This window comes from Pseudomonas sp. UBA6315, from assembly GCF_002438125.1.
In the GTDB taxonomy this organism is placed as follows: Bacteria; Pseudomonadota; Gammaproteobacteria; order Pseudomonadales; family Pseudomonadaceae; genus Aquipseudomonas; species Aquipseudomonas faucium.
Window position 1 is genome coordinate 1 of the sequence record NZ_DJTF01000203.1, and the last position, 20,543, is coordinate 20,543.

The 20,543-nt window shown below is 64.0% G+C and carries 22 protein-coding genes; 11 read left to right on the forward strand and 11 right to left on the reverse strand.

All coding sequences use genetic code 11. The annotated features are described in order from the left end of the window. The first annotated feature begins 126 nt into the window (after nucleotides 1-126). From rpe to trpE, 3 genes are all read left to right on the forward strand, one after another. Nucleotides 127-801: a ribulose-phosphate 3-epimerase gene (gene rpe, locus B3E94_RS24360; RefSeq protein WP_027917448.1), complete on the forward strand. Its 675-nt coding sequence runs from the start codon at nucleotides 127-129 to the stop codon at nucleotides 799-801. Next, nucleotides 798-1,616, forward strand: coding sequence for a phosphoglycolate phosphatase (locus B3E94_RS24365; RefSeq protein ID WP_286915545.1), 819 nt, complete (start codon nucleotides 798-800; stop codon nucleotides 1,614-1,616). The genes rpe and B3E94_RS24365 overlap by 4 nt, the downstream gene beginning before the upstream one ends. 70 nt (nucleotides 1,617-1,686) lie before the next feature. Beyond that, the gene (gene trpE / locus B3E94_RS24370; protein ID WP_176516017.1) at nucleotides 1,687-3,168 is read left to right on the forward strand and encodes an anthranilate synthase component I; all 1,482 of its coding nucleotides are present in this window, start codon (nucleotides 1,687-1,689) and stop codon (nucleotides 3,166-3,168) included. Between the two features lie 34 nt (nucleotides 3,169-3,202). On the opposite strand, the gene estP is transcribed toward trpE, so the two are convergent. Next, nucleotides 3,203-5,104 (reverse strand): esterase EstP, encoded by a 1,902-nt coding sequence (gene estP, locus B3E94_RS24375; protein ID WP_286915546.1) that lies wholly within the window; start codon nucleotides 5,102-5,104, stop codon nucleotides 3,203-3,205. Between the two features lie 358 nt (nucleotides 5,105-5,462). Here estP and B3E94_RS24380 point away from each other — a divergent pair, with 358 nt between their 5' ends. From B3E94_RS24380 to B3E94_RS24395, 4 genes are all read left to right on the forward strand, one after another. Continuing rightward, nucleotides 5,463-6,056, forward strand: coding sequence for an aminodeoxychorismate/anthranilate synthase component II (locus tag B3E94_RS24380; protein ID WP_176516013.1), 594 nt, complete (start codon nucleotides 5,463-5,465; stop codon nucleotides 6,054-6,056). A gap of 9 nt (nucleotides 6,057-6,065) precedes the next feature. Next, on the forward strand, nucleotides 6,066-7,115 hold the full coding sequence (gene trpD / locus B3E94_RS24385) for an anthranilate phosphoribosyltransferase (RefSeq protein ID WP_176516010.1): 1,050 nt from the start codon (nucleotides 6,066-6,068) through the stop codon (nucleotides 7,113-7,115). Beyond that, nucleotides 7,112-7,945: an indole-3-glycerol phosphate synthase TrpC gene (gene trpC / locus B3E94_RS24390; RefSeq protein WP_236238106.1), complete on the forward strand. Its 834-nt coding sequence runs from the start codon at nucleotides 7,112-7,114 to the stop codon at nucleotides 7,943-7,945. Before trpD ends, trpC begins: the two co-directional genes overlap by 4 nt. Before the next feature lie 168 nt (nucleotides 7,946-8,113). Continuing rightward, nucleotides 8,114-8,818, forward strand: a complete 705-nt coding sequence (locus B3E94_RS24395) for a lipoate--protein ligase family protein (RefSeq protein ID WP_176516006.1) — start codon at nucleotides 8,114-8,116, stop codon at nucleotides 8,816-8,818. Here B3E94_RS24395 and crp read toward each other — a convergent pair. Then, nucleotides 8,815-9,459: a cAMP-activated global transcriptional regulator CRP gene (gene crp, locus B3E94_RS24400; protein ID WP_236238104.1), complete on the reverse strand. Its 645-nt coding sequence runs from the start codon at nucleotides 9,457-9,459 to the stop codon at nucleotides 8,815-8,817. The two genes, B3E94_RS24395 and crp, sit on opposite strands and share 4 nt — an antisense overlap. 191 nt (nucleotides 9,460-9,650) lie before the next feature. On the opposite strand from crp, the gene B3E94_RS24405 reads away from it, so the two are divergent. Continuing rightward, on the forward strand, nucleotides 9,651-10,073 hold the full coding sequence (locus tag B3E94_RS24405) for an OsmC family protein (protein WP_004376171.1): 423 nt from the start codon (nucleotides 9,651-9,653) through the stop codon (nucleotides 10,071-10,073). 43 nt (nucleotides 10,074-10,116) lie between these two features. Here B3E94_RS24405 and B3E94_RS24410 read toward each other — a convergent pair whose 3' ends face one another. The 6 genes from B3E94_RS24410 to hemJ form a co-directional block, all read right to left on the reverse strand. Further along, complete coding sequence (locus B3E94_RS24410; RefSeq protein WP_286915548.1) at nucleotides 10,117-11,157, reverse strand: DUF2157 domain-containing protein; 1,041 nt, start codon at nucleotides 11,155-11,157, stop codon at nucleotides 10,117-10,119. A 10-nt stretch (nucleotides 11,158-11,167) separates the two neighbouring features. Further along, complete coding sequence (gene coq7 / locus B3E94_RS24415; RefSeq protein WP_286915549.1) at nucleotides 11,168-11,815, reverse strand: 2-polyprenyl-3-methyl-6-methoxy-1,4-benzoquinone monooxygenase; 648 nt, start codon at nucleotides 11,813-11,815, stop codon at nucleotides 11,168-11,170. 66 nt (nucleotides 11,816-11,881) lie between these two features. Then, a complete protein-coding gene (locus tag B3E94_RS24420; protein ID WP_003255518.1) occupies nucleotides 11,882-12,220 on the reverse strand; it encodes a histidine triad nucleotide-binding protein in 339 nt (112 codons plus the stop codon). Nucleotides 12,221-12,283: 63 nt separating this feature from the next. Continuing rightward, nucleotides 12,284-13,066 (reverse strand): SDR family NAD(P)-dependent oxidoreductase, encoded by a 783-nt coding sequence (locus B3E94_RS24425; RefSeq protein ID WP_286915550.1) that lies wholly within the window; start codon nucleotides 13,064-13,066, stop codon nucleotides 12,284-12,286. A gap of 67 nt (nucleotides 13,067-13,133) precedes the next feature. Continuing rightward, nucleotides 13,134-14,090, reverse strand: a complete 957-nt coding sequence (locus B3E94_RS24430) for an NAD(P)H-dependent flavin oxidoreductase (RefSeq protein ID WP_236238101.1) — start codon at nucleotides 14,088-14,090, stop codon at nucleotides 13,134-13,136. 30 nt (nucleotides 14,091-14,120) lie between these two features. Next, the gene (gene hemJ / locus B3E94_RS24435) at nucleotides 14,121-14,546 is read right to left on the reverse strand and encodes a protoporphyrinogen oxidase HemJ (protein WP_176515994.1); all 426 of its coding nucleotides are present in this window, start codon (nucleotides 14,544-14,546) and stop codon (nucleotides 14,121-14,123) included. Between the two features lie 143 nt (nucleotides 14,547-14,689). Between hemJ and argC the strand changes: the two genes are divergently transcribed. Together argC and erpA are read left to right on the forward strand one after the other, a co-directional pair. Beyond that, a complete protein-coding gene (argC, locus tag B3E94_RS24440; RefSeq protein WP_019472953.1) occupies nucleotides 14,690-15,724 on the forward strand; it encodes an N-acetyl-gamma-glutamyl-phosphate reductase in 1,035 nt (344 codons plus the stop codon). 145 nt (nucleotides 15,725-15,869) lie between these two features. Then, the gene (erpA, locus tag B3E94_RS24445) at nucleotides 15,870-16,220 is read left to right on the forward strand and encodes an iron-sulfur cluster insertion protein ErpA (RefSeq protein ID WP_176515990.1); all 351 of its coding nucleotides are present in this window, start codon (nucleotides 15,870-15,872) and stop codon (nucleotides 16,218-16,220) included. A 60-nt stretch (nucleotides 16,221-16,280) separates the two neighbouring features. On the opposite strand, the gene B3E94_RS24450 is transcribed toward erpA, so the two are convergent. After that, nucleotides 16,281-17,372 (reverse strand): anhydro-N-acetylmuramic acid kinase, encoded by a 1,092-nt coding sequence (locus B3E94_RS24450; protein WP_286915551.1) that lies wholly within the window; start codon nucleotides 17,370-17,372, stop codon nucleotides 16,281-16,283. 4 nt (nucleotides 17,373-17,376) lie between these two features. Next, complete coding sequence (locus B3E94_RS24455; RefSeq protein WP_286915552.1) at nucleotides 17,377-18,795, reverse strand: peptidoglycan DD-metalloendopeptidase family protein; 1,419 nt, start codon at nucleotides 18,793-18,795, stop codon at nucleotides 17,377-17,379. A 215-nt stretch (nucleotides 18,796-19,010) separates the two neighbouring features. Between B3E94_RS24455 and tyrS the strand changes: the two genes are divergently transcribed. Then, on the forward strand, nucleotides 19,011-20,210 hold the full coding sequence (tyrS, locus tag B3E94_RS24460) for a tyrosine--tRNA ligase (RefSeq protein WP_176515986.1): 1,200 nt from the start codon (nucleotides 19,011-19,013) through the stop codon (nucleotides 20,208-20,210). 70 nt (nucleotides 20,211-20,280) lie between these two features. Here the strand turns inward: tyrS and B3E94_RS24465 are convergent. Further along, on the reverse strand, nucleotides 20,281-20,543 hold a 263-nt coding region (locus tag B3E94_RS24465), incomplete at its 5' end, for a hypothetical protein (protein ID WP_286915553.1).

Below are 20,543 nucleotides of genomic sequence, written 5' to 3' on the forward strand. Positions count from 1 at the left end.
GCTTGCCGGCGATGAGGCCGGTTCAGACAAAGTAGGCACCCGTCGACACGGATTGATACCAATCAGCCTGTATCCAATTCCCTGAGTTACAATGCGCGCCACCGTGATTCTGCCAACAGGTGCGCCATGCAGCCCTACGCTATTGCCCCCTCCATTCTCTCTGCCGATTTCGCCCGCCTGGGCGAGGACGTCGACAAGGTGCTGGCCGCCGGCGCCGACATCGTTCACTTCGATGTGATGGACAACCACTACGTCCCCAACCTGACCATCGGCCCGATGGTCTGCACCGCCCTGCGCAAGTACGGCGTGACCGCGCCGATCGACGTGCACCTGATGGTCAGCCCGGTCGACCGCATCATCGGCGACTTCATCGAAGCTGGCGCCACCTACATCACCTTCCACCCGGAAGCCTCGCAGCACATCGACCGTTCGCTGCAGTTGATCAAGGACGGCGGCTGCAAGGCCGGCCTGGTGTTCAACCCGGCGACCAGCCTGGATGCGCTGAAGTACGTGATGGACAAGGTCGACATGGTGCTGCTGATGAGCGTCAACCCAGGCTTCGGCGGGCAGAAGTTCATCCCCGGCACCCTCGACAAGCTGCGCGAGGCCCGCGCCCTGATCGATGCCAGTGGCCGTGATATCCGCCTGGAAATCGACGGCGGCGTCAACGTCAACAACATCCGCGAGATCGCAGCTGCGGGCGCCGACACCTTCGTCGCCGGCTCGGCCATCTTCAATGCCCCGGACTACCAGGAAGTCATCGCCAAGATGCGCGCCGAACTGGCCCAGGCGCGCCCATGAGCGGCTTCGAGCAGCTGTTCCCGGGGACGCTGCCCAGGCTGGTGATGTTCGATCTGGACGGCACCCTGATCGATTCGGTACCTGACCTGGCCGCCGCCGTGGACCGCATGCTGCTCGAACTCGGGCGCCCGCCCGCAGGCCTCGAGGCCGTGCGCCATTGGGTGGGCAACGGTGCCCAGGTGCTGGTGCGCCGGGCCCTGGCCGGCGGCATCGAGCACGCTTCGGTGGACGATGCCCTGGCCGACCAGGCGCTGGCGTTGTTCATGGAGGCGTATGCCGACAGCCATGGGCTGACCGTCATCTACCCCGGTGTGAAGGACACCCTGCGCTGGCTGCACAAGCAGGGCGTGGAAATGGCGCTGATCACCAACAAGCCCGAACGCTTCGTCGGGCCGTTGCTGGACCAGATGAAGATCGGCCGCTATTTCCGCTGGATCATCGGCGGCGACACGCTGCCACAGAAAAAGCCCGACCCCGCAGCGCTGCTGCACGTGATGAAAATGGCCGGCGTCACGCCGGAGCAATCGCTGTTCGTCGGTGACTCGCGCAGCGACGTGCTGGCGGCCAAGGCTGCCGGTGTGCAGTGCGTTGGCCTGAGCTATGGCTACAACCATGGCCGGCCGATCGATGAAGAATCGCCGAACCTGGTGATCGACGACCTGCGCGCGCTGCTGCCCGGTTGCGCAGACCCGGCCACTGGGATAACGTTGGCGGACCTTCAAGCCTCACAAGACAGAGAGTCCCCCGTGGCGGTCACTGGCAAATTCTGGATGAAAGTCATCAAGGCACTGGCCCGTTGGCGCTGGCGCGCCTGACTCCTGCCCGCCGGCGCCTGCCGGCCCGTCCGCTTGCCCGACCCTATTGCTGCTTGCCACGAGGCTACCCATGACCCGCGAAGAATTCCTGCGCCTGGCCGCTGCCGGCTACAACCGCATTCCCCTGGCCTGCGAAACCCTGGCCGACTTCGACACGCCGCTGTCGATCTACCTGAAACTGGCCGACCAGCCCAACACCTACCTGCTCGAATCGGTGCAGGGTGGCGAGAAGTGGGGCCGTTACTCGATGATCGGCCTGCCGTCGCGCACGGTGATGCGCGTGCACGGCTACCACGTCAGCATCCTCCAGGATGGCGTGGAAGTAGAAAGCCATGACGTCGAAGACCCGCTGGCCTTCGTCGAAGCCTTCAAGGACCGCTACAAGGTCGCCGACATCCCCGGCTTGCCACGTTTCAACGGCGGCCTGGTGGGCTACTTCGGCTACGACTGCGTGCGCTATGTGGAAAAACGCCTGGGCGCCAGCCCCAACCCGGACCCACTGGGCGTGCCGGACATCCTGCTGATGGTTTCCGACGCCGTGGTGGTGTTCGACAACCTGGCGGGCAAGATGCACGCCATCGTGCTGGTCGACCCGGCCCAGGAGCAGGCGTTCGAACAAGGCCAGGCACGCCTGCAGGGCCTGCTGGAAACCCTGCGCCAGCCGATCACGCCGCGCCGTGGCCTCGACCTCAGCGGCCCGATGGCGGCCGAGCCGGAATTCCGCTCCAGCTATACCCGCGACGATTACGAGAACGCGGTAGGGCGCATCAAGGAATACATCCTGGCGGGCGACTGCATGCAAGTGGTGCCGTCGCAGCGCATGTCGATCGACTTCAAGGCCGCGCCCATCGACCTGTACCGTGCGCTGCGCTGCTTCAACCCGACGCCCTACATGTACTTCTTCAACTTCGGCGACTTCCATGTGGTTGGCAGTTCGCCGGAAGTGCTGGTGCGGGTGGAGGACAACCTGGTCACCGTGCGCCCCATTGCCGGCACGCGCCCGCGCGGGGCGACCGAAGAGGCCGACCGGGCGTTGGAAGACGACCTGCTGTCGGACGAGAAAGAGATCGCCGAGCACCTGATGCTCATCGACCTGGGCCGCAACGACGTGGGCCGGGTGTCGTCGACCGGCAGCGTGCGCCTGACCGAGAAGATGGTGATCGAGCGTTACTCCAACGTGATGCACATCGTGTCCAACGTCACCGGCCAGCTGCGCCAGGGCCTGACCGCCATGGATGCACTGCGGGCGATCCTGCCGGCGGGCACCTTGTCGGGTGCGCCGAAAATCCGCGCGATGGAAATCATCGACGAACTGGAGCCGGTCAAGCGTGGCGTCTACGGGGGCGCGGTGGGCTACTTCGCCTGGAATGGCAACATGGATACCGCGATTGCCATTCGCACGGCGGTGATCAAGGATGGCGAACTGCATGTACAGGCTGGCGGCGGCATCGTTGCCGACTCGGTACCGGCGCTGGAGTGGGAAGAAACCATCAACAAGCGCCGGGCGATGTTCCGTGCGGTGGCGTTGGCCGAGCAGACCTCTGCCAAATGACACGAATGGGGCCGCATTGCGGCCCCAGCTGTTTTCAGAAGTCGACGCTGACGCCCAGGCTCACCCCCTGCTGGGTCAACTCATCGCTCTTGCGCCAGTTGTAATTGCCCCGCAGGTGCACCCCCGCCACCAGCTCATGGCTCACCCCGAGGCTCGCTCGGGTCAGGTCGCTGTGCGGCGTATACCCGGTCAGGGTGAAATCGTTGGCCGGCAGCGTCGTCAGGCGCATGGTCACATCCTGCCGGTCATCCTCGAACTCATGCTCCTGCGCCACCTCGGCGAACACACGGGTACTCGGCAGCACCTGCACGCTGCCGAGCAGGCCCACGCCCAGGCGCCGCGAGGTGCGGTCCTGGTCGTCGAAGCCCAGCGCGGTCGAGCGCCCGCTCTTCTCGTCATACCCATCGACCTTCACCCGCGCATAGTCGGCGCTGATGAACGGTGCCAGCTGCCAATTGCTGGCCTCGGCCGCCAGGTTGTAACCCAGGCGCCCCGTCACGGCCCAGGCCTCGCCATCGGTGTCGCCTTTCTCGCTGCGGTCATTCACGCCTAGCGCGAAGGTGCGCTTGAGGTCGCGATAATCCAGGTGCCCGGCCGTCAGTGCGGCATCCGCCCACCAGCGGTCCTGGCGGAACTGGGCGAAAGCGGTGGCCAGGTAGCTGTCGAGCTTGTAGTCCGAATCCTGTGCACCTGCTTCCAGTTTCTGCCGGTAGACGCCACCGGCCAGGCCCAGGCGCCAGGCGTCGTTGAGCCGATAACTGCCGCCCAGGGTCAGGTTGTAGCCATGGCCGTCTGCACTGGCGGCGCTGCGCTGGCTGTCGAAGTCCAGGTCTTGTGCGCCGGTGCTGACGAAGGCTTGCCATTGCCCCACCGCTTGCCAGGGCGTCTGCCACTGATTGCGCAGCTCGTCCTGGTGCGCACGCAGGCTGGCGTGGGCCATTTCCGGCAGCAATGTCAGCTCCCACGGGGCGGCGAGGATCGAATAGGCGTAGTCGGCGATCAGCTGTTGGCCGGCGATGGTGGGGTGGACCGAGTCGTTGAACAGCAGCTTGGTCGGGTCGGGTGTCAGGCCGTTGATGCCGTACACCGGGTTCTCCACGCAGCTGTTGCCGCTGTAGCAGGTGCCCACCAGGTTCTGGCCGCTGGCCAGGCCGAAATCAGCCGGGCTGGCCAGCGCTTCGTTCAGCAGCCGCGGGATGTTCAACGGAATGATCTCGGCGTCGACCTGATTGAGCTGGCTGACCAGTGACTGGTTGAACACGGCGGAAAGTTGCGACAGCGGGTTCTGCATGGGCGTGCCGCTGAAATTGGGTGTCTGGCCCAGGTCGGGCAGCAGCCACACCATGATGTAGCGGGCGCCGCCCTGCTGCAGGGCCTGGGCACTGGCCGCCAGGCGCGCGCCGGCGGCTGCAGCGTCGGCCGGTGAGTTGACCAGGCCCTGGAGGAAGTCATTGCCACCGCCGGTCAGGTAGTAGAGCGCATTGGGGTCGGCCCGCTGGCCGTTGGCAAGGTAGCCCGGCCGGTCGCGAAGTACCGTGCCAGCGCCTTGCTGGCCCGGGGGGATCACGGTTTCGGACGTGTCGGTGATCGATGCCAGGATCTGCCCGGTGGTATAGCCGCCAACGGCCCAGTTGTTGCCATCGGGAAGGCCCCGGGCCGCGTTGCCGGGTGAGGTCGAGGGGCCCAGTTCGCTGGCGCCGAAGCCCAGTTTGCCGCCAAGGATCATCGGCGACACCGGCGCGAAGTTGCCTTGTGCGTCACGGTTGGTGAAGCGGGCGCCTGGCGTACCGCCTGCCAGGTCGGGAAATTGCCCGGCATCGCTGAGGCTGTCGCCGAACACGATCAGGGTGGAGTAGGGCGAGGGGGCGGCGAGGGCCTGGCCACAGGCGAGGGCCAGGGAGGCGAGGGTGAAACGCAGCAGCGGTGCTTTGCGCATCGATGAACATCCTTTTCATTGTTTTTATGGGAACAACTGATCGACCTTAGCAAATCGTCGGGCATGGCTCCCAAGTCCATTCGTTTCCCCGTGTTTACGGGCATATTGCGCCCGTCGCGCCGGTAGGCTACTGTGCCGGAACGTATGAGCGAGACCTATCCTGTGTTGATCGTCAGTAAACTCTTGATGCGCGTAATCAAGGCCCACGCCCGTTGGCGTTGGCGCGCCTGACTTTATCTCCTGCCGGCCCGTCCGGCCCGCCCCCGTTTACCTTCCCGTTTGCTTAAACATCCACTGCCCACGTGCGTGGCCGGGGAAGGTTCGAATTCAAAGTCAGTAGATTCAAGAGGTTCAACCGATGTTACTGATGATCGACAACTACGACTCATTCACCTACAACGTCGTCCAGTACCTGGGCGAGCTGGGTGCCGAGGTGAAGGTCATTCGCAACGATGAAATGACCATCGCCCAGATCGAAGCCCTCAACCCCGAGCGCATCGTCGTCTCCCCTGGCCCGTGCACGCCCAGCGAAGCGGGTGTTTCCATCGAGGCCATCCTGCATTTTGCCGGCAAGCTGCCGATCCTGGGCGTGTGCCTTGGCCACCAGTCCATCGGCCAGGCCTTTGGCGGTGACGTGGTGCGTGCGCGCCAGGTGATGCATGGCAAGACCAGCCCGGTGCAGCACCGCGACCTCGGCGTGTTCGCCGGCCTCAACAACCCGCTGACGGTGACCCGCTACCATTCGCTGGTGGTCAAGCGCGAGACGCTGCCCGACTGCCTGGAAGTGACCGCCTGGACCGCCCACGATGATGGCTCGGTCGACGAGATCATGGGCCTGCGCCACAAGACGCTGAATATCGAAGGGGTGCAGTTCCACCCCGAGTCCATCCTCACCGAGCAGGGCCACGAGCTGTTCGCCAACTTCCTCAAGCAGACCGGCGGCCGCCGCTAAGGATCGAACATGGATATCAAGAGCGCGTTGAGCCGTATCGTCGGCCACCTGGACCTGAGCACCGAGGAAATGCGCGGCGTCATGCGCCAGATCATGACCGGCCAGTGCAGCGAAGCGCAGATTGGCGCCTTCCTGATGGGCATGCGCATGAAGAGCGAGAGCATCGACGAGATCGTCGGTGCCGTCTCGGTGATGCGCGAGCTGGCCGACAAGGTCGAGCTGAAAAACCTCGATGGCGTGGTCGATATCGTCGGTACCGGCGGTGACGGCGCCAACATCTTCAACGTTTCCACCGCCTCGTCGTTCGTTCTGGCGGCAGCGGGTTGCCCGGTCGCCAAGCATGGCAACCGCGCGGTGTCCGGCAAGAGCGGCAGCGCCGACCTGCTGGAAGCCGCTGGTATTTACCTGAACCTGACGCCAACCCAGGTTGCGCGTTGCATCGACAGCCTCGGCATCGGCTTCATGTTCGCGCAAAGCCATCACAGCGCCATGAAGTACGCCGCCGGCCCGCGCCGCGACCTGGGCCTGCGCACCTTGTTCAACATGCTTGGCCCGCTTACGAATCCGGCCGGTGTGAAGCACCAGGTGGTGGGCGTGTTCACCCAGGCGCTGTGCCGCCCGCTGGCCGAGGTGCTGCAGCGCCTGGGCAGCAAGCACGTGCTGGTGGTGCACTCCAAGGACGGCCTGGACGAGTTCAGCCTGGCCGCGCCGACCTTCGTCGCCGAACTGAAAAATGACCAGATCAGCGAATACTGGGTCGAGCCTGAAGACCTCGGCATGAAGAGCCAGAGCCTGCACGGCCTGGCCGTCGAGAGCCCGCAGGCGTCGCTGGAGCTGATCCGCGATGCCCTGGGCCGACGCAAGACCGAAAACGGCCAGAAAGCGGCCGAGATGATCGTGCTCAACGCGGGCGCGGCGCTGTATGCCGCCGACCACGCCATGAGCCTCAAGTCGGGTGTGGAACTGGCCCACGACGTCCTGCACACCGGCCTGGCCTGGGAGAAACTGCAGGAGTTGGGAGCCTTCACGGCGGTATTCAAGGTGGAGAACGAAGCATGAGTGTGCCGACGGTGCTGGAAAGGATCATTGCCCGTAAATTCCAGGAAGTGGCCGAGCGCAGCGCCCGCGTCAGCCTTGCCGAACTGGAGCGCCTGGCCAAGGCTGCCGATGCGCCGCGCGGTTTCGCCAATGCGCTGATCGAACAGGCCAAGCGCAAGCAGCCGGCGGTCATTGCCGAAATCAAGAAGGCTTCGCCGAGCAAGGGGGTGATCCGCGAGCACTTCGTGCCTGCGGAGATTGCCGTCAGCTATGAAAAGGGCGGCGCGACTTGCCTGTCAGTGCTGACCGACGTGGATTACTTCCAGGGCGCCGATGAATACCTGCAGCAGGCCCGCGCTGCGGTTTCGCTGCCGGTGATCCGCAAGGACTTCATGGTCGACCCGTACCAGATCGTCGAGGCCCGTGCCCTGGGCGCCGATTGCGTGCTGCTGATCGTGTCGGCGCTGGATGACGTGAAGATGGCCGAGCTGGCCGCCACCGCCAAGGACGTCGGCCTGGACGTGCTGGTCGAAGTGCATGATGGCGATGAGCTGGACCGCGCGCTGAAAACCCTCGATACGCCGCTGGTGGGGGTCAACAACCGCAACCTGCATACCTTCGACGTCAGCCTGGAAACCACCCTCGACCTGCTGCCGCGCATTCCGCGTGACCGTCTGGCCATTACCGAGAGCGGGATTCTCAACCGCGCCGATGTGGAGCTGATGGAAATCAACGAGGTCTACTCGTTCCTGGTCGGCGAGGCATTCATGCGGGCCGAACAGCCTGGGCTGGAGCTGCAGCGGTTGTTCTTCCCCGAGCAGGTGAAGAAGACCGTTCAGCAATTGGACTGATTGAAACGAAGCCGGCTTTATGCCGGCTTTTTTGTCTGTCTGTGCTGGCCTCTTCGCGGGGCAAGCCCGCTCCCACAGGATCTTGCTGCACTCAGGAACTGGAGTGTCACTGTGGGCGCGGGCTTGCCCCGCGAAGAGGCCAGGGAAAACAACATGAAAGGTGGATCAATGATCGATCAACCCCTGGCCCTCACCGTCGAACAAGGCCTGCATGCCGAACAGGAGCTGTTGGCCGCCGTCTGCCGCGGCGATCAGGAATGCGGCGTGCTGTTCTGGCGGCCGACTGACCACGCCCTGGTCATGCCCCGGCGCATGAGCCGCCTGGAAAACTTCGAAGCCGCGTGCGCGGAGCTGGCAATTGCCGGCTGGCCGGTGCTGTTGCGCGAAACCGGCGGTGAGCCGGTACCGCAGTCGCATTCGACGGTGAACGTGGCCCTGGTCTATGTCGCCCCGCGCAGCGAAGGCGACCACGGCCGCATCGAAAACGCCTACGAGCGCCTGTGCCTGCCGCTGTGCGATGTACTGCGCGAGTGGGGTGGCGTGGCATCGGTGGGCGAAATCGACGGCGCCTTCTGCGATGGCCGCTACAACGTCAACCTCAATGGCCGCAAGCTGGTCGGTACGGCCCAGCGCTGGCGCCAGGGGCTGGGCGGCAAGCGCCCGGTGGTGCTGGTGCATGGCGCGCTGCTGCTGGACAACGAGCGCGAATCGATGGTCGCGGCGGTCAACCGCTTCAACGAGTGTTGCGAACTGGAGCAGCGCTGCCGCGCCGACAGCCATATCGCCTTGCATGAAGTGGTGCCCCAGGCGCCCTGGTTCGAGCGCCTGTCCCAGGCATATCGCGAAGTCCTGGCGGCGCTGCCCAGGGATTAACGGGTGCCGTAGACCACCATGGTCTTGCCCTTGACCTGCACCAGGCTGCGTTCTTCAAGATCCTTGAGCACGCGGCCGACCATTTCCCGGGAACAACCGACGATGCGGCCAATTTCCTGACGGGTGATCTTGATCTGCATGCCGTCCGGGTGGGTCATGGCATCTGGCTGCTTGCACAGGTCGAGCAGGCAGCGCGCCACTCGGCCGGTCACATCGAAGAACGCCAGGTCGCCGACCTTGCGCGTGGTATTGCGCAGGCGCTGGGCCATCTGGCTGCCGAGAGCGTAGAGGATTTCCGGGTCATGGCGGGTCAGTTCGCGAAACTTGTCGTAGCTGATTTCTGCCACTTCGCATTCGGTCTTGGCCCGCACCCAGGCGCTGCGCTGCTGGTCGCTGTCGGCAGGTTCGAACAGCCCGAGTTCGCCGAAGAAATCGCCGTTGTTGAGGTAGGCGATGATCATCTCGTGGCCTTCGTCGTCTTCGATCAGGATGGTCACGGAGCCCTTGATGATGAACGACAAGGTTTCGGCACGATCACCGGCGCAGATGATGTTGCTCTTGGCGGTGTAGCGGCGGCGCTGGCAGTGCACCAGCAGCTTGTCGATGTTCTTGATCTTGGCGGGTAGGGCTGAGGCAACCATCACGAAATCCTGTTCGTTGCGAGGCATAGGCTCTTGTTAGTCATTGATTGACGCTGCGCGCCATTCAATTGGCGCCAGCTTATCAGACACTGCAGGATGTTTCGGCACAAATGCGACGCGCATTGAGCTTTTCCGACAGCCATACAAGGCTTAAGCTGACACCCTTTTGCGAATTCCAGGAGTACGGACAGATGAAGGCACGCATCCAGTGGGCCGGTGAAGCGATGTTCCTCGGCGAGTCGGGGAGCGGCCACGTGGTGGTGATGGATGGCCCGCCCGAGGCTGGCGGCCGCAACCTGGGCGTGCGCCCGATGGAAATGCTCCTGCTCGGCCTGGGTGGCTGCAGCAGCTTCGATGTGGTGAGCATCCTGAAGAAGTCCCGCCAGGCGGTGGAAAGCTGCGAAGCCTTCCTGGAAGCCGAGCGCGCTAGTGAAGACCCGAAGGTCTTTACCAAGATCCACATGAACTTCGTGGTCAAGGGCCGTGGGCTCAAAGAGGCCCAGGTCAAGCGGGCGGTGGAGCTGTCGGCGGAGAAGTACTGCTCGGCGTCGATCATGCTGGAGCGCGCCGGTGTGGAAATCACCCACGGCTACGAGATTGTAGAGCTGGGTTGAACCGGCGGAGCTTGGGCCGCGATCGCGGCCCAAACTTGATAAATCAGTTACGCAACGCCGGCAAGGCCGCCAGCAACCATTGCGGCAGCCAAGCCCTGACCGCCTGGGTCAACCGCTCCCGCCGCTTCTGATACCCCAGCCCCAGGCCAATCACGCCAAGCCCGATCAGCGTCAGCACCACCGGGAACAGCAGTGACTCGGCAAATACGTCGTAAGACAGGTAGCCCAGGTAGGCCGCCACCCCCAGTGCGCCAAACACCATGAACACCGGCCGGCGCAGCAGCACGGCGATTGCCATCAGGCCAAGGTTGACCAGGCAATACAGCGCCTTGCCCAGCTCGCTGCCGCTTTCCATCATGGTCAGCCCACCCCAGAACGCCGCCAGCCCGGCCAGGTAGCCCCAATGGGCGTAGTCCTCGCGGGTACGGCCGTCGACCAGCACGAATACCAGCAGCAATCCCAGCCCGAACCACAGCGAAACCGTGCGCCGCTGCTCCCAGCTGAACGGTGAGCCATACACCCACTCGCTCAGGTCCATCGACATGAACCACAGCGCGACGGCGATGGGCATCACGATGAATGGGTAGGGAATCAGCCTCAGCATCAGCAGGCCAGCCAGCACCGTGGCCGCCTCCATCACCAGCCAGCCACCCTGCACGTAGGTGTAGTACTGGTGATAGTCGGTTTGCGCATCGTCCAGCGGCCACCAGCCCGCCAGGCGTTCGACGGCGAACACGGCCAGCGGCACGATGCTCACCGCGACGGCCGCCAGCACGCCGGCAGCAATGGGTTCCTGGCGCTTTTGCAGGGCCAGGGCGAACAGGGTGATGAGGGCGATGTACAGGGTGGCGATGGCCAGCAGGGCGGCGTCGCCAATGCGCATCCAGGCTTCGGTGAGCAGCCAGCCCATGGCCCCCATGATCAACAGGGCGCCGAAGTAGAAGGCGACGTGAGCCAGCTGGAAGTTGCCACGTGCGGCAGGTTGCTTGCGCAGGAAGTCCAGCAGGGCCTGGTCCTGGCCCGGCTGGAGGATGCCGGCTTGCACGGCGCGCGCCAGGTCCTTGGCGTCGATGCGGTCCGTCATGGGCGTACCCTTAGATGCGGTAGGTGCTCTTGGTCATGACCTTGGCCATCAAGCTCATGCCGAAGCGAACCGGAGCGGGGAAGCGATAGCCGCCGGCCTCGAGGGCGGATTCGGCGTGGTGCTCTTCATCCACGCGCATCTGTTCGAGGATGGCGCGTGATTTTTCGTCTTCCTGGGGGATCTGCTCGAGGTGTTCGTCCAGGTGCTTGCACACCTGATGCTCGGTAGCGGCGACGAAGCCCAGGCTGACCTTGTCGCTGACCAGCCCGGCAAGTGCGCCGATGCCGAACGACATACCGTAGAACAGCGGGTTGAGCACGCTTGGGTGGCTGCCAAGCTGGCGGATGCGCTGTTCGCACCAGGCCAGGTGGTCGATTTCTTCCTCGGCGGCATGCTCCATCGCCTTGCGCACCTGCGGCAGCTTGGCGGTCAGGGCCTGGCCCTGGTACAGCGCCTGGGCGCAGACTTCGCCGGTATGGTTGATGCGCATGAGGCCGGCAACGTGGCGGGTCTGGCTTTCGTCCAGCTCGACATCCGGCTGGATGATGGCCGGCGAGGGCCGGGACGGTTGGCCGCTGAAGGGTAGCAAGGTGCGCATGGCGGTATCGGCCTGCAGCAGCAAGCGGTCGAGCGGCGAGTAGTGACGTTCGGTGGCCATCGGGCACCTCCACTGAAGTGATGCCCGACAGTTTACCTCAATCGCCCGGGAGGGGCTTGCCTTGGGTCAGCCCGGTGGCCAGTTCATCTGGCGCTGGCCGAGCACGTGCATGTGGATGTGGTAGACGGTCTGGCCGCCTTTGGGGTTGCAGTTCATGACCACGCGGAAACCTTCTTCACAACCTTGCTCGACCGCCAGGCGCTGGGCGGTGAACAGGATATGGCCGGCCAGGGCCTTGTCCTCTTCGGTCAGGTCGTTGAGGGTGCGGATGTGTTTCTTCGGGATGACCAGAAAGTGTACCGGCGCCGCTGGGGCGATGTCCTTGAAGGCCAGGATCTGGTCATCTTCGTAGATGATATCCGCCGGGATTTCCCGGTTGATGATTTTGAGGAATAGATCGTCCACAGCACTTGCTCCATGGTGAGGGTCGGGCCGAGTGTACTCAGCCGTGCGCCGCTCGCCCAGTGGCTATTCCATGCCGACCGGGCAGTAACGGCGGTGGATGAAGCCTGCCAGCTTGCGCGCCAGCCAGCGCGGCATCAGGCGTGGGGCAAAGGCCAGCCAGCGGTTGCGGCGCACCGGCATGATCAGCGCGCGGTTCTTTGCCAGGGCGCGCACGGTATACAGGGCTACTTCCTCGGGGCTCAGGCAGCGGCTGTTGCCGTCGAGCCGGGGAATGCGCCGCAGCGCCGAGCGCACCGGGCCTGGGCATAACACCGAAACCTTGATGCCGGTGGGCTTGAGCTCTTCGCGCAGCGCTTCGCTGAAGTTCAGCACGTAGGCCTTGCTCGCCGCATAGGTGGCCATCCAGGGGCCGGGTGCCGCTGCCGCAAGGCCGGCGACATTGAGGATCTGCCCGCCACCCTGCACCGCCATCAGGTTGCCGATGGCATGGCACAGGCGGCTCAGGGCCAGGATGTTGACCTCCAGCAGGTCTTGCTCATCGGCCCATTCGTGGGCCAGGAACGGGCCGTAGGTGCGCTGGCCGGCGCAATTGGCCAACAGGTCGATGCGCCGTTCGCCTTCCTCGAGCTCCAGTACGAAGCCTGACAGGCGCAGTGGCTGGCTTAGGTCGCAGGCGCGAAACAGCACTTCGACGCCGAAGCGCTGGGTCAGCTCGATGGCCACCGGCTCCAGGGTCTCGCGATGGCGTGCCACCAGGATCAGGTTGCGCCCGCGCCGCGCCAGGGCTTCCGCCAGGGCCAGGCCCAGGCCGCTGGAAGCACCGGTGATCATGGCGTAACGGGTCATGCAAGGCTCCTGGGGGCTGAAGAGGGCGCCTAGTGTACAACTTGGCCGGGCAAGGTGTTGCCTTTTGCTACAGGGCCTTGACGCTCAATGCCTGGCTGCGGTTCAGCGCTGCCCGGTATTCGCCTTGCAGGCGCTGGATGAGCGCGGCGGCGTCGGGCAGGTCATGGATTTCGCCGACGCCTTGGCCGGCGGACCAGACGGTCTTCCAGACCTTCGCCTCGTCGTCCAGTGGCTTGAGCTTGCCCTGTTCGTGCCCGGCTTTCAGTGCCGCCATGTCGTAGCCCGCCTGCTCCAGGCTCGGGCGCAGGAAACTCGCCGGAATGCCGGAAACCGCGGGGGTGTGGATGATGTCGGCGGCATGGGCGTCGAGCAGCATCTGCTTGTAGGCTTCCTGCGCACGGCTCTGGCGGGTGGCGATGAAGCGCGTGCCCATGTAGGCAAGGTCTGCGCCCAGCAACTGGGCTGCGAGGATTTCGTGGCCGTGGTTGATGCAGCCGGCCAACAGCAAGGTCTTGTCGAAGAACTGGCGGATCTCGGCCACCAGGGCGAACGGGCTCCAGGTGCCTGCATGCCCGCCAGCGCCCGCCGCCACGGCGATCAGCCCATCCACGCCCGCCTCGGCGGCCTTCTCGGCATGCCGGCGGGTGGTCACGTCGTGAAACACCAGGCCACCGTAGCTGTGCACCGCATCCACCACTTCCTTCACCGCTCCGAGGCTGGTGATGACAATCGGCACGCGGTGTTCGACGCACAGTGCCAGGTCGGCCTGCAGGCGCGGGTTGGTGGGGTGGACGATCAGGTTGACGGCGTAGGGGGCGGGCTCATGCAGCTGGGCCAGGCCAGCCTCGATCTCTTCGAGCCAGGCCTTGAAGCCGGCGCTGTCGCGCTGGTTCAGGGCAGGGAAGCTGCCGACGATGCCGTTGCCGCAGCAGGCCAGGACCAGATCAGGGTTGGAAATCAGGAACATGGGGGCAGCGACCACCGGCAAGCGCAGGCGTTGTTCGAGCGAGGCAGGCAAAGACATGGGCAAGGCTCCAGTGCAGAGGGGTGTGCGTCAGAACGGTTTGACCACCACGAGGATCACGATGCCCAGCAGGAACAGCACCGGCACTTCGTTGAACCAGCGGTAGTAGACATGGCTGCGGGTATTGGTGCCGCTGGCGAAGCGCTTGCGCTGGGCGCCGCACACATGGTGGTAGCCGGTCAGCAGGATCACCAGGGTCAGCTTGGCATGCAGCCAGCCTTGGCTCAGCCAGCCGGGGGTGAGGTACAGCATCCAGGCGCCGAATACATAGGTGGCGATCATCGCCGGGTTCATGATGCCGCGGTACAGCTTGCGCTCCATGGTGATGAAGCGTTCCCGGCTGATGCTGTCCTCGCTCTGGGCGTGGTAGACGAACAGGCGAGGCAGGTAGAACAGGCCGGCGAACCAGCAGACCACGCTGACGATGTGCAGCGCTTTGATCCATAGATAGAGCATGGAGGGAGTTCCTTCAGGTTTTCACGGTGGTCAGATAGTAGAGGCCAAATGCCCGGAGGGTCACCCGAAGAGTTGTTACAGGCGCCCTGCGCCCCTATTATCGTGCGCTTTCCAGTCGGCTCGTTGATAAAGGGGCAAGCGTTATGATCAAGGTCGGTATCGTCGGCGGCACGGGTTACACCGGCGTCGAACTGCTGCGTCTGCTGGCACAGCATCCACAGGCCGAAGTGGCGGTCATCACTTCGCGTTCCGAAGCGGGCGTGGCGGTCGCCGACATGTATCCGAACCTGCGCGGCCACTACGACGGCCTGGCTTTCAGCGTGCCGGACAGCAAGGCTTTGGCAGCCTGTGACGTGGTGTTCTTCGCCACCCCGCACGGTGTTGCCCACGCCCTGGCTGGCGAGCTGCTGGCGGCCGGCACCAAGGTCATCGACCTGTCCGCCGACTTCCGCCTGCAGGACGCCACCGAGTGGGGCAAGTGGTACGGCCAGCCGCACGGCGCCCCTGAGCTGCTCAAGGATGCGGTCTACGGCCTGCCTGAAGTGAACCGCGAGAAGATCCGCCAGGCGCGCCTGATCGCCGTGCCGGGTTGCTATCCGACCGCCACCCAGCTGGGTTTCCTGCCGCTGCTCGAGGCTGGCCTGGCCGACCCGTCGCGCCTGATCGCCGACTGCAAGTCGGGTGTCAGCGGGGCAGGGCGCGGTGCCGCCGTGGGCTCGCTGTTCTGTGAGGCCGGCGAAAGCATGAAGGCCTATGCGGTCAAGGGCCACCGCCACCTGCCGGAAATCAGCCAAGGCCTGCGCCTGGCTGCCGGCAAGGACATCGGCCTGACCTTCGTGCCGCACCTGACGCCGATGATCCGTGGCATCCACGCCACCCTGTACGCAAACGTCGTCGATACTTCGGTCGACCTGCAGGCGCTGTTCGAGAAGCGCTATGCCGATGAGCCGTTCGTCGACGTGATGCCAGCGGGCAGCCACCCGGAAACCCGCAGCGTGCGCGGTGCCAACGTCTGCCGCATCGCCGTTCATCGCCCACAGGGCGGCGACCTGGTGGTGGTGCTGTCGGTGATCGACAACCTGGTCAAGGGCGCTTCCGGCCAGGCCGTGCAGAACCTGAACATCCTGTTCGGCCTGGACGAGCGCATGGGCCTGTCGCACGCCGGCCTGCTGCCGTAAGCCCAGGTTCGTCGAAGAGGCCCGCCGCGTGCGGGCCTTTTTGTTTGCCGCGACTAAAGCCGCACAATTGTTGACCGATTTTCTCGGAGAAGCGGATAATGCGCGTCATCGAGTTTTAAGGCGGCACTGCGCCGGGAGAATCTACATGAGCGTCGAAACCTTCACCCCCACGGCTTTGGAATTCACCCAAGGGGCAGCGCAAAAGGTCAAGACCCTGGTTTCCGAAGAAGGCAACGAGCGCCTGAAGTTGCGCGTGTTCGTGACCGGTGGCGGCTGTTCGGGCTTCCAGTACGGCTTCACCTTCGATGAAGACGTGGCCGAGGATGACACCATCGTCGAGCGCGAAGGCGTGTCCCTGGTGGTTGACCCGATGAGCTACCAGTACCTGGCTGGCGCCGAGGTGGACTACCAGGAAGGCCTGGAAGGTTCGCGCTTCGTGATCAAGAACCCGAATGCTGCCACTACCTGTGGCTGTGGCTCCTCGTTCTCGATCTGAAGCCGGGCGATACGAAAACGCCGCGCATTTGCGCGGCGTTTTGCTTTGTGGCGTAGCCTGTCAGGCCGGGTAGATTGCGCCAAGTACTCGTAGCCCCTTGGCTGCGGTGACGCTGGGGCGGTTGGCGGCGATGCCTTCAAGGCAGCAATGGGCCAGCCAGGCAAAGGCCATGGCCTCGACCCAGTCCGGGTCGACGCCCTGTGCCCCGGTGCTGGTGACCTGGGCATTGGGCAGCAGCCCGGCAAGCCGCGCCATCAGCGCACCGTTGCGGGCACCCCCGCCGCACACCAGCAGGGCCTGCGTGCCTGACTGGGCGTTGAGCAGTGCATCGATGATGCTGCGCGCGGTCAACTCCAGCAGCGTGGCCTGGACGTCTTCGTCCCGGTAGGCGGGCAGGCGGGCGAGGTGGCCGTCCAGCCAGGGTAGGTTGAACACTTCGCGGCCGGTGCTTTTGGGGCCACTGCCGGCGAAGAACGGGTCGCCCAGCAGTGCCCTGAGCAAATCGGCCTGTACCACGCCGCTGGCTGCCCAGGCACCGTCTGCGTCATAGATGTGGCCACGCTTGCGCTCGACCCAGGCGTCCAGCAATACGTTGCCAGGGCCGCAGTCGAAACCGTGCACCGGCTTGCCCTGCTCGATCAGGCTCAGGTTGCTGAAACCCCCGACATTGAGCACCGCCAGCTGCTTGCCCAGGTGGCTGAACAGCGCCTCGTGGAAGGCGGGCACCAGCGGCGCGCCCTGGCCACCCGCTGCCACGTCGCGGCGGCGGAAGTCGGCAACCACGCTGATACCGGTGAGCTCGGCGAGCAAGGCCGGGTTACCGATTTGCACCGTGAAGCCGCGGGCAGGCTCATGGCGGATGGTCTGGCCATGGCTGCCAATGGCGCGGATGGCGTCAGCCCCCAGGCCCTGCTGCGCCAGCAGGTGCTGGATGCCTTCGGCCGCCAGGCTCGCCCAGCGGTTTTCTGCCAGCGCGGCGCGTGCGATCTCGTCCGGGCCGCTGCTGCACAGGCTCAGGAGGTCGCGCCGCAGCTCGGGCGGCATGGGCAGGTAATGGGTGGCGAGCAGTAGCGGCTGCTCGCCTTGCTCGATCAGTGCAATGTCCAGCCCATCGAGGCTGGTGCCGGACATCACCCCCAGGTAGAGCGCCATGGGGTCAGCGCTTGTTCGCTGCGAGCATGGTGGCCTTTTCCTGGTCCATACGGGCGATCAGGGGTTGGCTCTGCTGCAGGAAACGCTGGCGCTCGGCCTTGGCGATCGGGTCGGCCATCGGCACCTTCTGGCTCAATGGATCGACGTGCACGCCGTTGACCTGGAACTCGTAATGCAGGTGCGGGCCGGTGGACAGGCCGGTGGTGCCGATGTAACCGATGATCTGGCCCTGCTTCACGCTGCTGCCGGTCTTGATACCCTTGGCAAAGCCCTGCATGTGCCCGTAGAGGGTCTTGTAGCTGTTGCCGTGGGCAATGATCACGGTGTTGCCGTAACCCCCGCGGCGGCCGGCCAGCTCGATGCGGCCATCACCGGCGGCCTTGATCGGCGTGCCCCGTGGTGCGGCGTAGTCGACGCCTTTGTGGGCGCGGATCTTGTTCAGGATCGGGTGCTTGCGCCCGGCGGAGAAGCGCGAGCTGATGCGGGCGAAATCGACCGGGGTACGGATGAAGGCCTTGCGCAGGCTGTTGCCGTCAGCGGTGTAGTAGCTGGTGTTGCCCTGCTTGTTGGTGTAGCGCACGGCGGTGTAGGTCTTGCCGCGGTTGGTGAAGCGCGCAGAGAGGATGTTGCCGGTGCCGACCACCTTGCCATCCATGACCTTCTGCTCGTAGACCACGTCGAATTCGTCGCCCTGGCGGATGTCCTGGGCGAAGTCGATGTCGTAGCCAAGCACTTTGGCCATGTCCATGGTCATGCTGTGGGAAAGCCCGGCGCGCTGGGCCGAGGCCGACAGCGAGCTCTTGATCACCCCGTGGGCGTAGGCGGTGCGTACCACCGGCTTGCTGATTTCACGATCGAAGGCGTAGCCCTTGGCGGTCTTGGTCAGGCGAATGGTTTCGAGGTTGCTGACCTTGCTGTGCAGGCTGGCCAGTTGGCCATCCTTGTCGAGTTCGAACTGCAGCACCTGGCCGTGCTTGAGCTGGCTGAACTGCTTGGCCTGCTTGTTGCTGGCCAGCAGGTCATGCACCGCGTTGGTCGGCAGGCCGACCTTGGCGAACAGCGTCGACAGGGTGTCGCCGCGTGCAACGGTCACTTCGCGATGGCTGGGGTCCTTGGCTTCGGGTTTCTGCTCGGCAGCGGGAGCTTCCTGAGCGGCTTGTTCGGTGGTGGGTTCGGCGCCTTCGATCTGCGCGAAGGGGGTGCCTTGACCGCCTTCGACCTGCACCAGTGGCGCGGCCTTGGACTCGTCCTTCAGTTGTTCGGCCGGGCTTTCTAGTTCCAGGCTGAGGGTGGTCTTCTTTGCTTCGACTTCGCTGGACGGAAATACAAGCAGGGCCAGGCTGAGCAGAGCGGCGATGCCGCTGGCGGCCAACAGATGGCTTTTCGGATAAAGCGGGGGCGCTTTAGGCGTTTCGTTGGTCATAGGTAAGGTGACTTTGAAGAAAAGTGAATATGGAAAAGATGAATGACATGATGAAGATGAAATAACTGTATAAAATATAACCAAATCCACTTTCACGCAAGGGCGCGTAGACGCCGCAAAGCTGCGGTCAGGTCACATTCCATTGCGAAACTTGTATTTGATGGCCGATCTTGTATGGTTGGCTCCCCTTGAATCTGAGCCTAGCGGGTCTGTTTATGAAGTCGGTTGAAGAGCAGCTGGCGCTTATCAAGCGCGGTGCGGAAGAAGTGTTGGTCGAGTCGGAACTGGTGGAGAAGCTCAAGCGCGGCCAACCTCTGCGCATCAAGGCAGGCTTCGACCCGACTGCGCCGGACCTGCACCTTGGCCACACGGTCCTGATCAACAAGTTGCGCCAGTTCCAGGAACTGGGGCATCAGGTGATCTTCCTGATTGGTGACTTCACCGGGATGATCGGTGACCCGAGTGGCAAGAGCACCACCCGCCCGCCACTGACGCGCGAGCAGGTGCTGGACAATGCTGAGACATATAAGCAGCAAGTGTTCAAGATCCTCGACCCGGCCAAGACCGAGGTCGCCTTCAACTCCACCTGGATGGACAAGCTGACGCCGGCCGACTTCATTCGCCTGGCTTCGCAGTACACCGTTGCGCGGATGCTCGAGCGTGATGACTTCGACAAGCGTTACACCACCAACCAGCCGATTGCCATCCACGAGTTCCTCTATCCGCTGGTGCAGGGCTACGACTCGGTAGCGTTGAAGGCCGACGTGGAGCTGGGTGGTACCGACCAGAAGTTCAACCTGCTGATGGGCCGCGAATTGCAGCGCGCTTACGGCCAGGAAGCGCAGAACATCGTGACCATGCCGCTGCTCGAAGGGCTCGACGGCGTGAAGAAGATGTCCAAGTCGCTGGGCAACTATGTGGGTATCCAGGAAGCGCCTGGGGTGATGTACAGCAAGCTGGTGTCGATCCCGGACACGTTGATGTGGCGTTACTTCGAGCTGCTGAGCTTCCGTTCGATGGAAGAGATCGAGCAGTTCCGTGCCGACGTGGCCAATGGTGCCAACCCGCGTGACATCAAGATCAAGCTGGCCGAGGAGATCGTTGCGCGCTTCCATGGTGAAGAAGCGGCGGCCAATGCGCATCGCGCGGCGGGTAATCGCATGAAGGAGGGCGAGCTTCCGGAAGACTTGCCTGAGATCGAAGTTGGCGCAACAGAAAGCTTGCCGATCGCTGCCGTGCTGAACCGCGCGGGCCTGGTGAAGAACTCGGCAATGGCGCGGGACCTGCTCAATGGCGGCGCGGTCAAGGTCGACGGTGCTGTGGTTGATCGCGACTTCGTGTTCGCGCTGGGTGCGACCCATGTGTGCCAGGCGGGCAAGAAGGCATTTGGCCGGGTGACACTCAAGGCTGAGTGATCGGCAGTTGCTGTAGCTATAATAGAAGCGGGGCGGCCATTTGGCCGCCCCGCTTTGTTTTTCAGCAATATTAAGGTTTCTTGAAATTAAGCCTTGACGGGCTTTCGAATCCCCTTATAATGCGCCCCACTTCCAGCGTAGTCGGAACGAGAAACTCCTTGAGATTCAATGAGTTACTTAATCCAGGTAGTGCTGGAGGTGCTTCGATCATCTGATCGATAGCGGTTGAAAGGGTGGTTGACAGCGCTTCTAAACGCTGCATGATTCGCCTCCCGCTACGAGAGATCGCAGCGAGCCAAGTGTTTGAAGCCAAACGAGTTTCTCGCGAAAAAC

What these genes read in the sequence shown, in the direction of transcription:
- trpC (WP_236238106.1), top strand. Translation starts at nt 7,112, where the DNA reads ATGAGTGTGCCGACGGTGCTGGAAAGGATCATTGCCCGTAAATTCCAG.
- rpe (WP_027917448.1), top strand. Translation starts at nt 127, where the DNA reads ATGCAGCCCTACGCTATTGCCCCCTCCATTCTCTCTGCCGATTTCGCC.
- B3E94_RS24405 (WP_004376171.1), top strand. Translation starts at nt 9,651, where the DNA reads ATGAAGGCACGCATCCAGTGGGCCGGTGAAGCGATGTTCCTCGGCGAG.
- B3E94_RS24450 (WP_286915551.1), bottom strand. Translation starts at nt 17,372, where the DNA reads ATGGCGCTCTACCTGGGGGTGATGTCCGGCACCAGCCTCGATGGGCTG.
- B3E94_RS24395 (WP_176516006.1), top strand. Translation starts at nt 8,114, where the DNA reads ATGATCGATCAACCCCTGGCCCTCACCGTCGAACAAGGCCTGCATGCC.
- coq7 (WP_286915549.1), bottom strand. Translation starts at nt 11,815, where the DNA reads ATGGCCACCGAACGTCACTACTCGCCGCTCGACCGCTTGCTGCTGCAG.
- B3E94_RS24380 (WP_176516013.1), top strand. Translation starts at nt 5,463, where the DNA reads ATGTTACTGATGATCGACAACTACGACTCATTCACCTACAACGTCGTC.
- tyrS (WP_176515986.1), top strand. Translation starts at nt 19,011, where the DNA reads ATGAAGTCGGTTGAAGAGCAGCTGGCGCTTATCAAGCGCGGTGCGGAA.
- B3E94_RS24425 (WP_286915550.1), bottom strand. Translation starts at nt 13,066, where the DNA reads ATGACCCGTTACGCCATGATCACCGGTGCTTCCAGCGGCCTGGGCCTG.
- hemJ (WP_176515994.1), bottom strand. Translation starts at nt 14,546, where the DNA reads ATGCTCTATCTATGGATCAAAGCGCTGCACATCGTCAGCGTGGTCTGC.
- B3E94_RS24430 (WP_236238101.1), bottom strand. Translation starts at nt 14,090, where the DNA reads ATGTCTTTGCCTGCCTCGCTCGAACAACGCCTGCGCTTGCCGGTGGTC.
- trpE (WP_176516017.1), top strand. Translation starts at nt 1,687, where the DNA reads ATGACCCGCGAAGAATTCCTGCGCCTGGCCGCTGCCGGCTACAACCGC.
- B3E94_RS24365 (WP_286915545.1), top strand. Translation starts at nt 798, where the DNA reads ATGAGCGGCTTCGAGCAGCTGTTCCCGGGGACGCTGCCCAGGCTGGTG.
- B3E94_RS24455 (WP_286915552.1), bottom strand. Translation starts at nt 18,795, where the DNA reads ATGACCAACGAAACGCCTAAAGCGCCCCCGCTTTATCCGAAAAGCCAT.
- argC (WP_019472953.1), top strand. Translation starts at nt 14,690, where the DNA reads ATGATCAAGGTCGGTATCGTCGGCGGCACGGGTTACACCGGCGTCGAA.
- B3E94_RS24410 (WP_286915548.1), bottom strand. Translation starts at nt 11,157, where the DNA reads ATGACGGACCGCATCGACGCCAAGGACCTGGCGCGCGCCGTGCAAGCC.
- trpD (WP_176516010.1), top strand. Translation starts at nt 6,066, where the DNA reads ATGGATATCAAGAGCGCGTTGAGCCGTATCGTCGGCCACCTGGACCTG.
- crp (WP_236238104.1), bottom strand. Translation starts at nt 9,459, where the DNA reads ATGGTTGCCTCAGCCCTACCCGCCAAGATCAAGAACATCGACAAGCTG.
- estP (WP_286915546.1), bottom strand. Translation starts at nt 5,104, where the DNA reads ATGCGCAAAGCACCGCTGCTGCGTTTCACCCTCGCCTCCCTGGCCCTC.
- erpA (WP_176515990.1), top strand. Translation starts at nt 15,870, where the DNA reads ATGAGCGTCGAAACCTTCACCCCCACGGCTTTGGAATTCACCCAAGGG.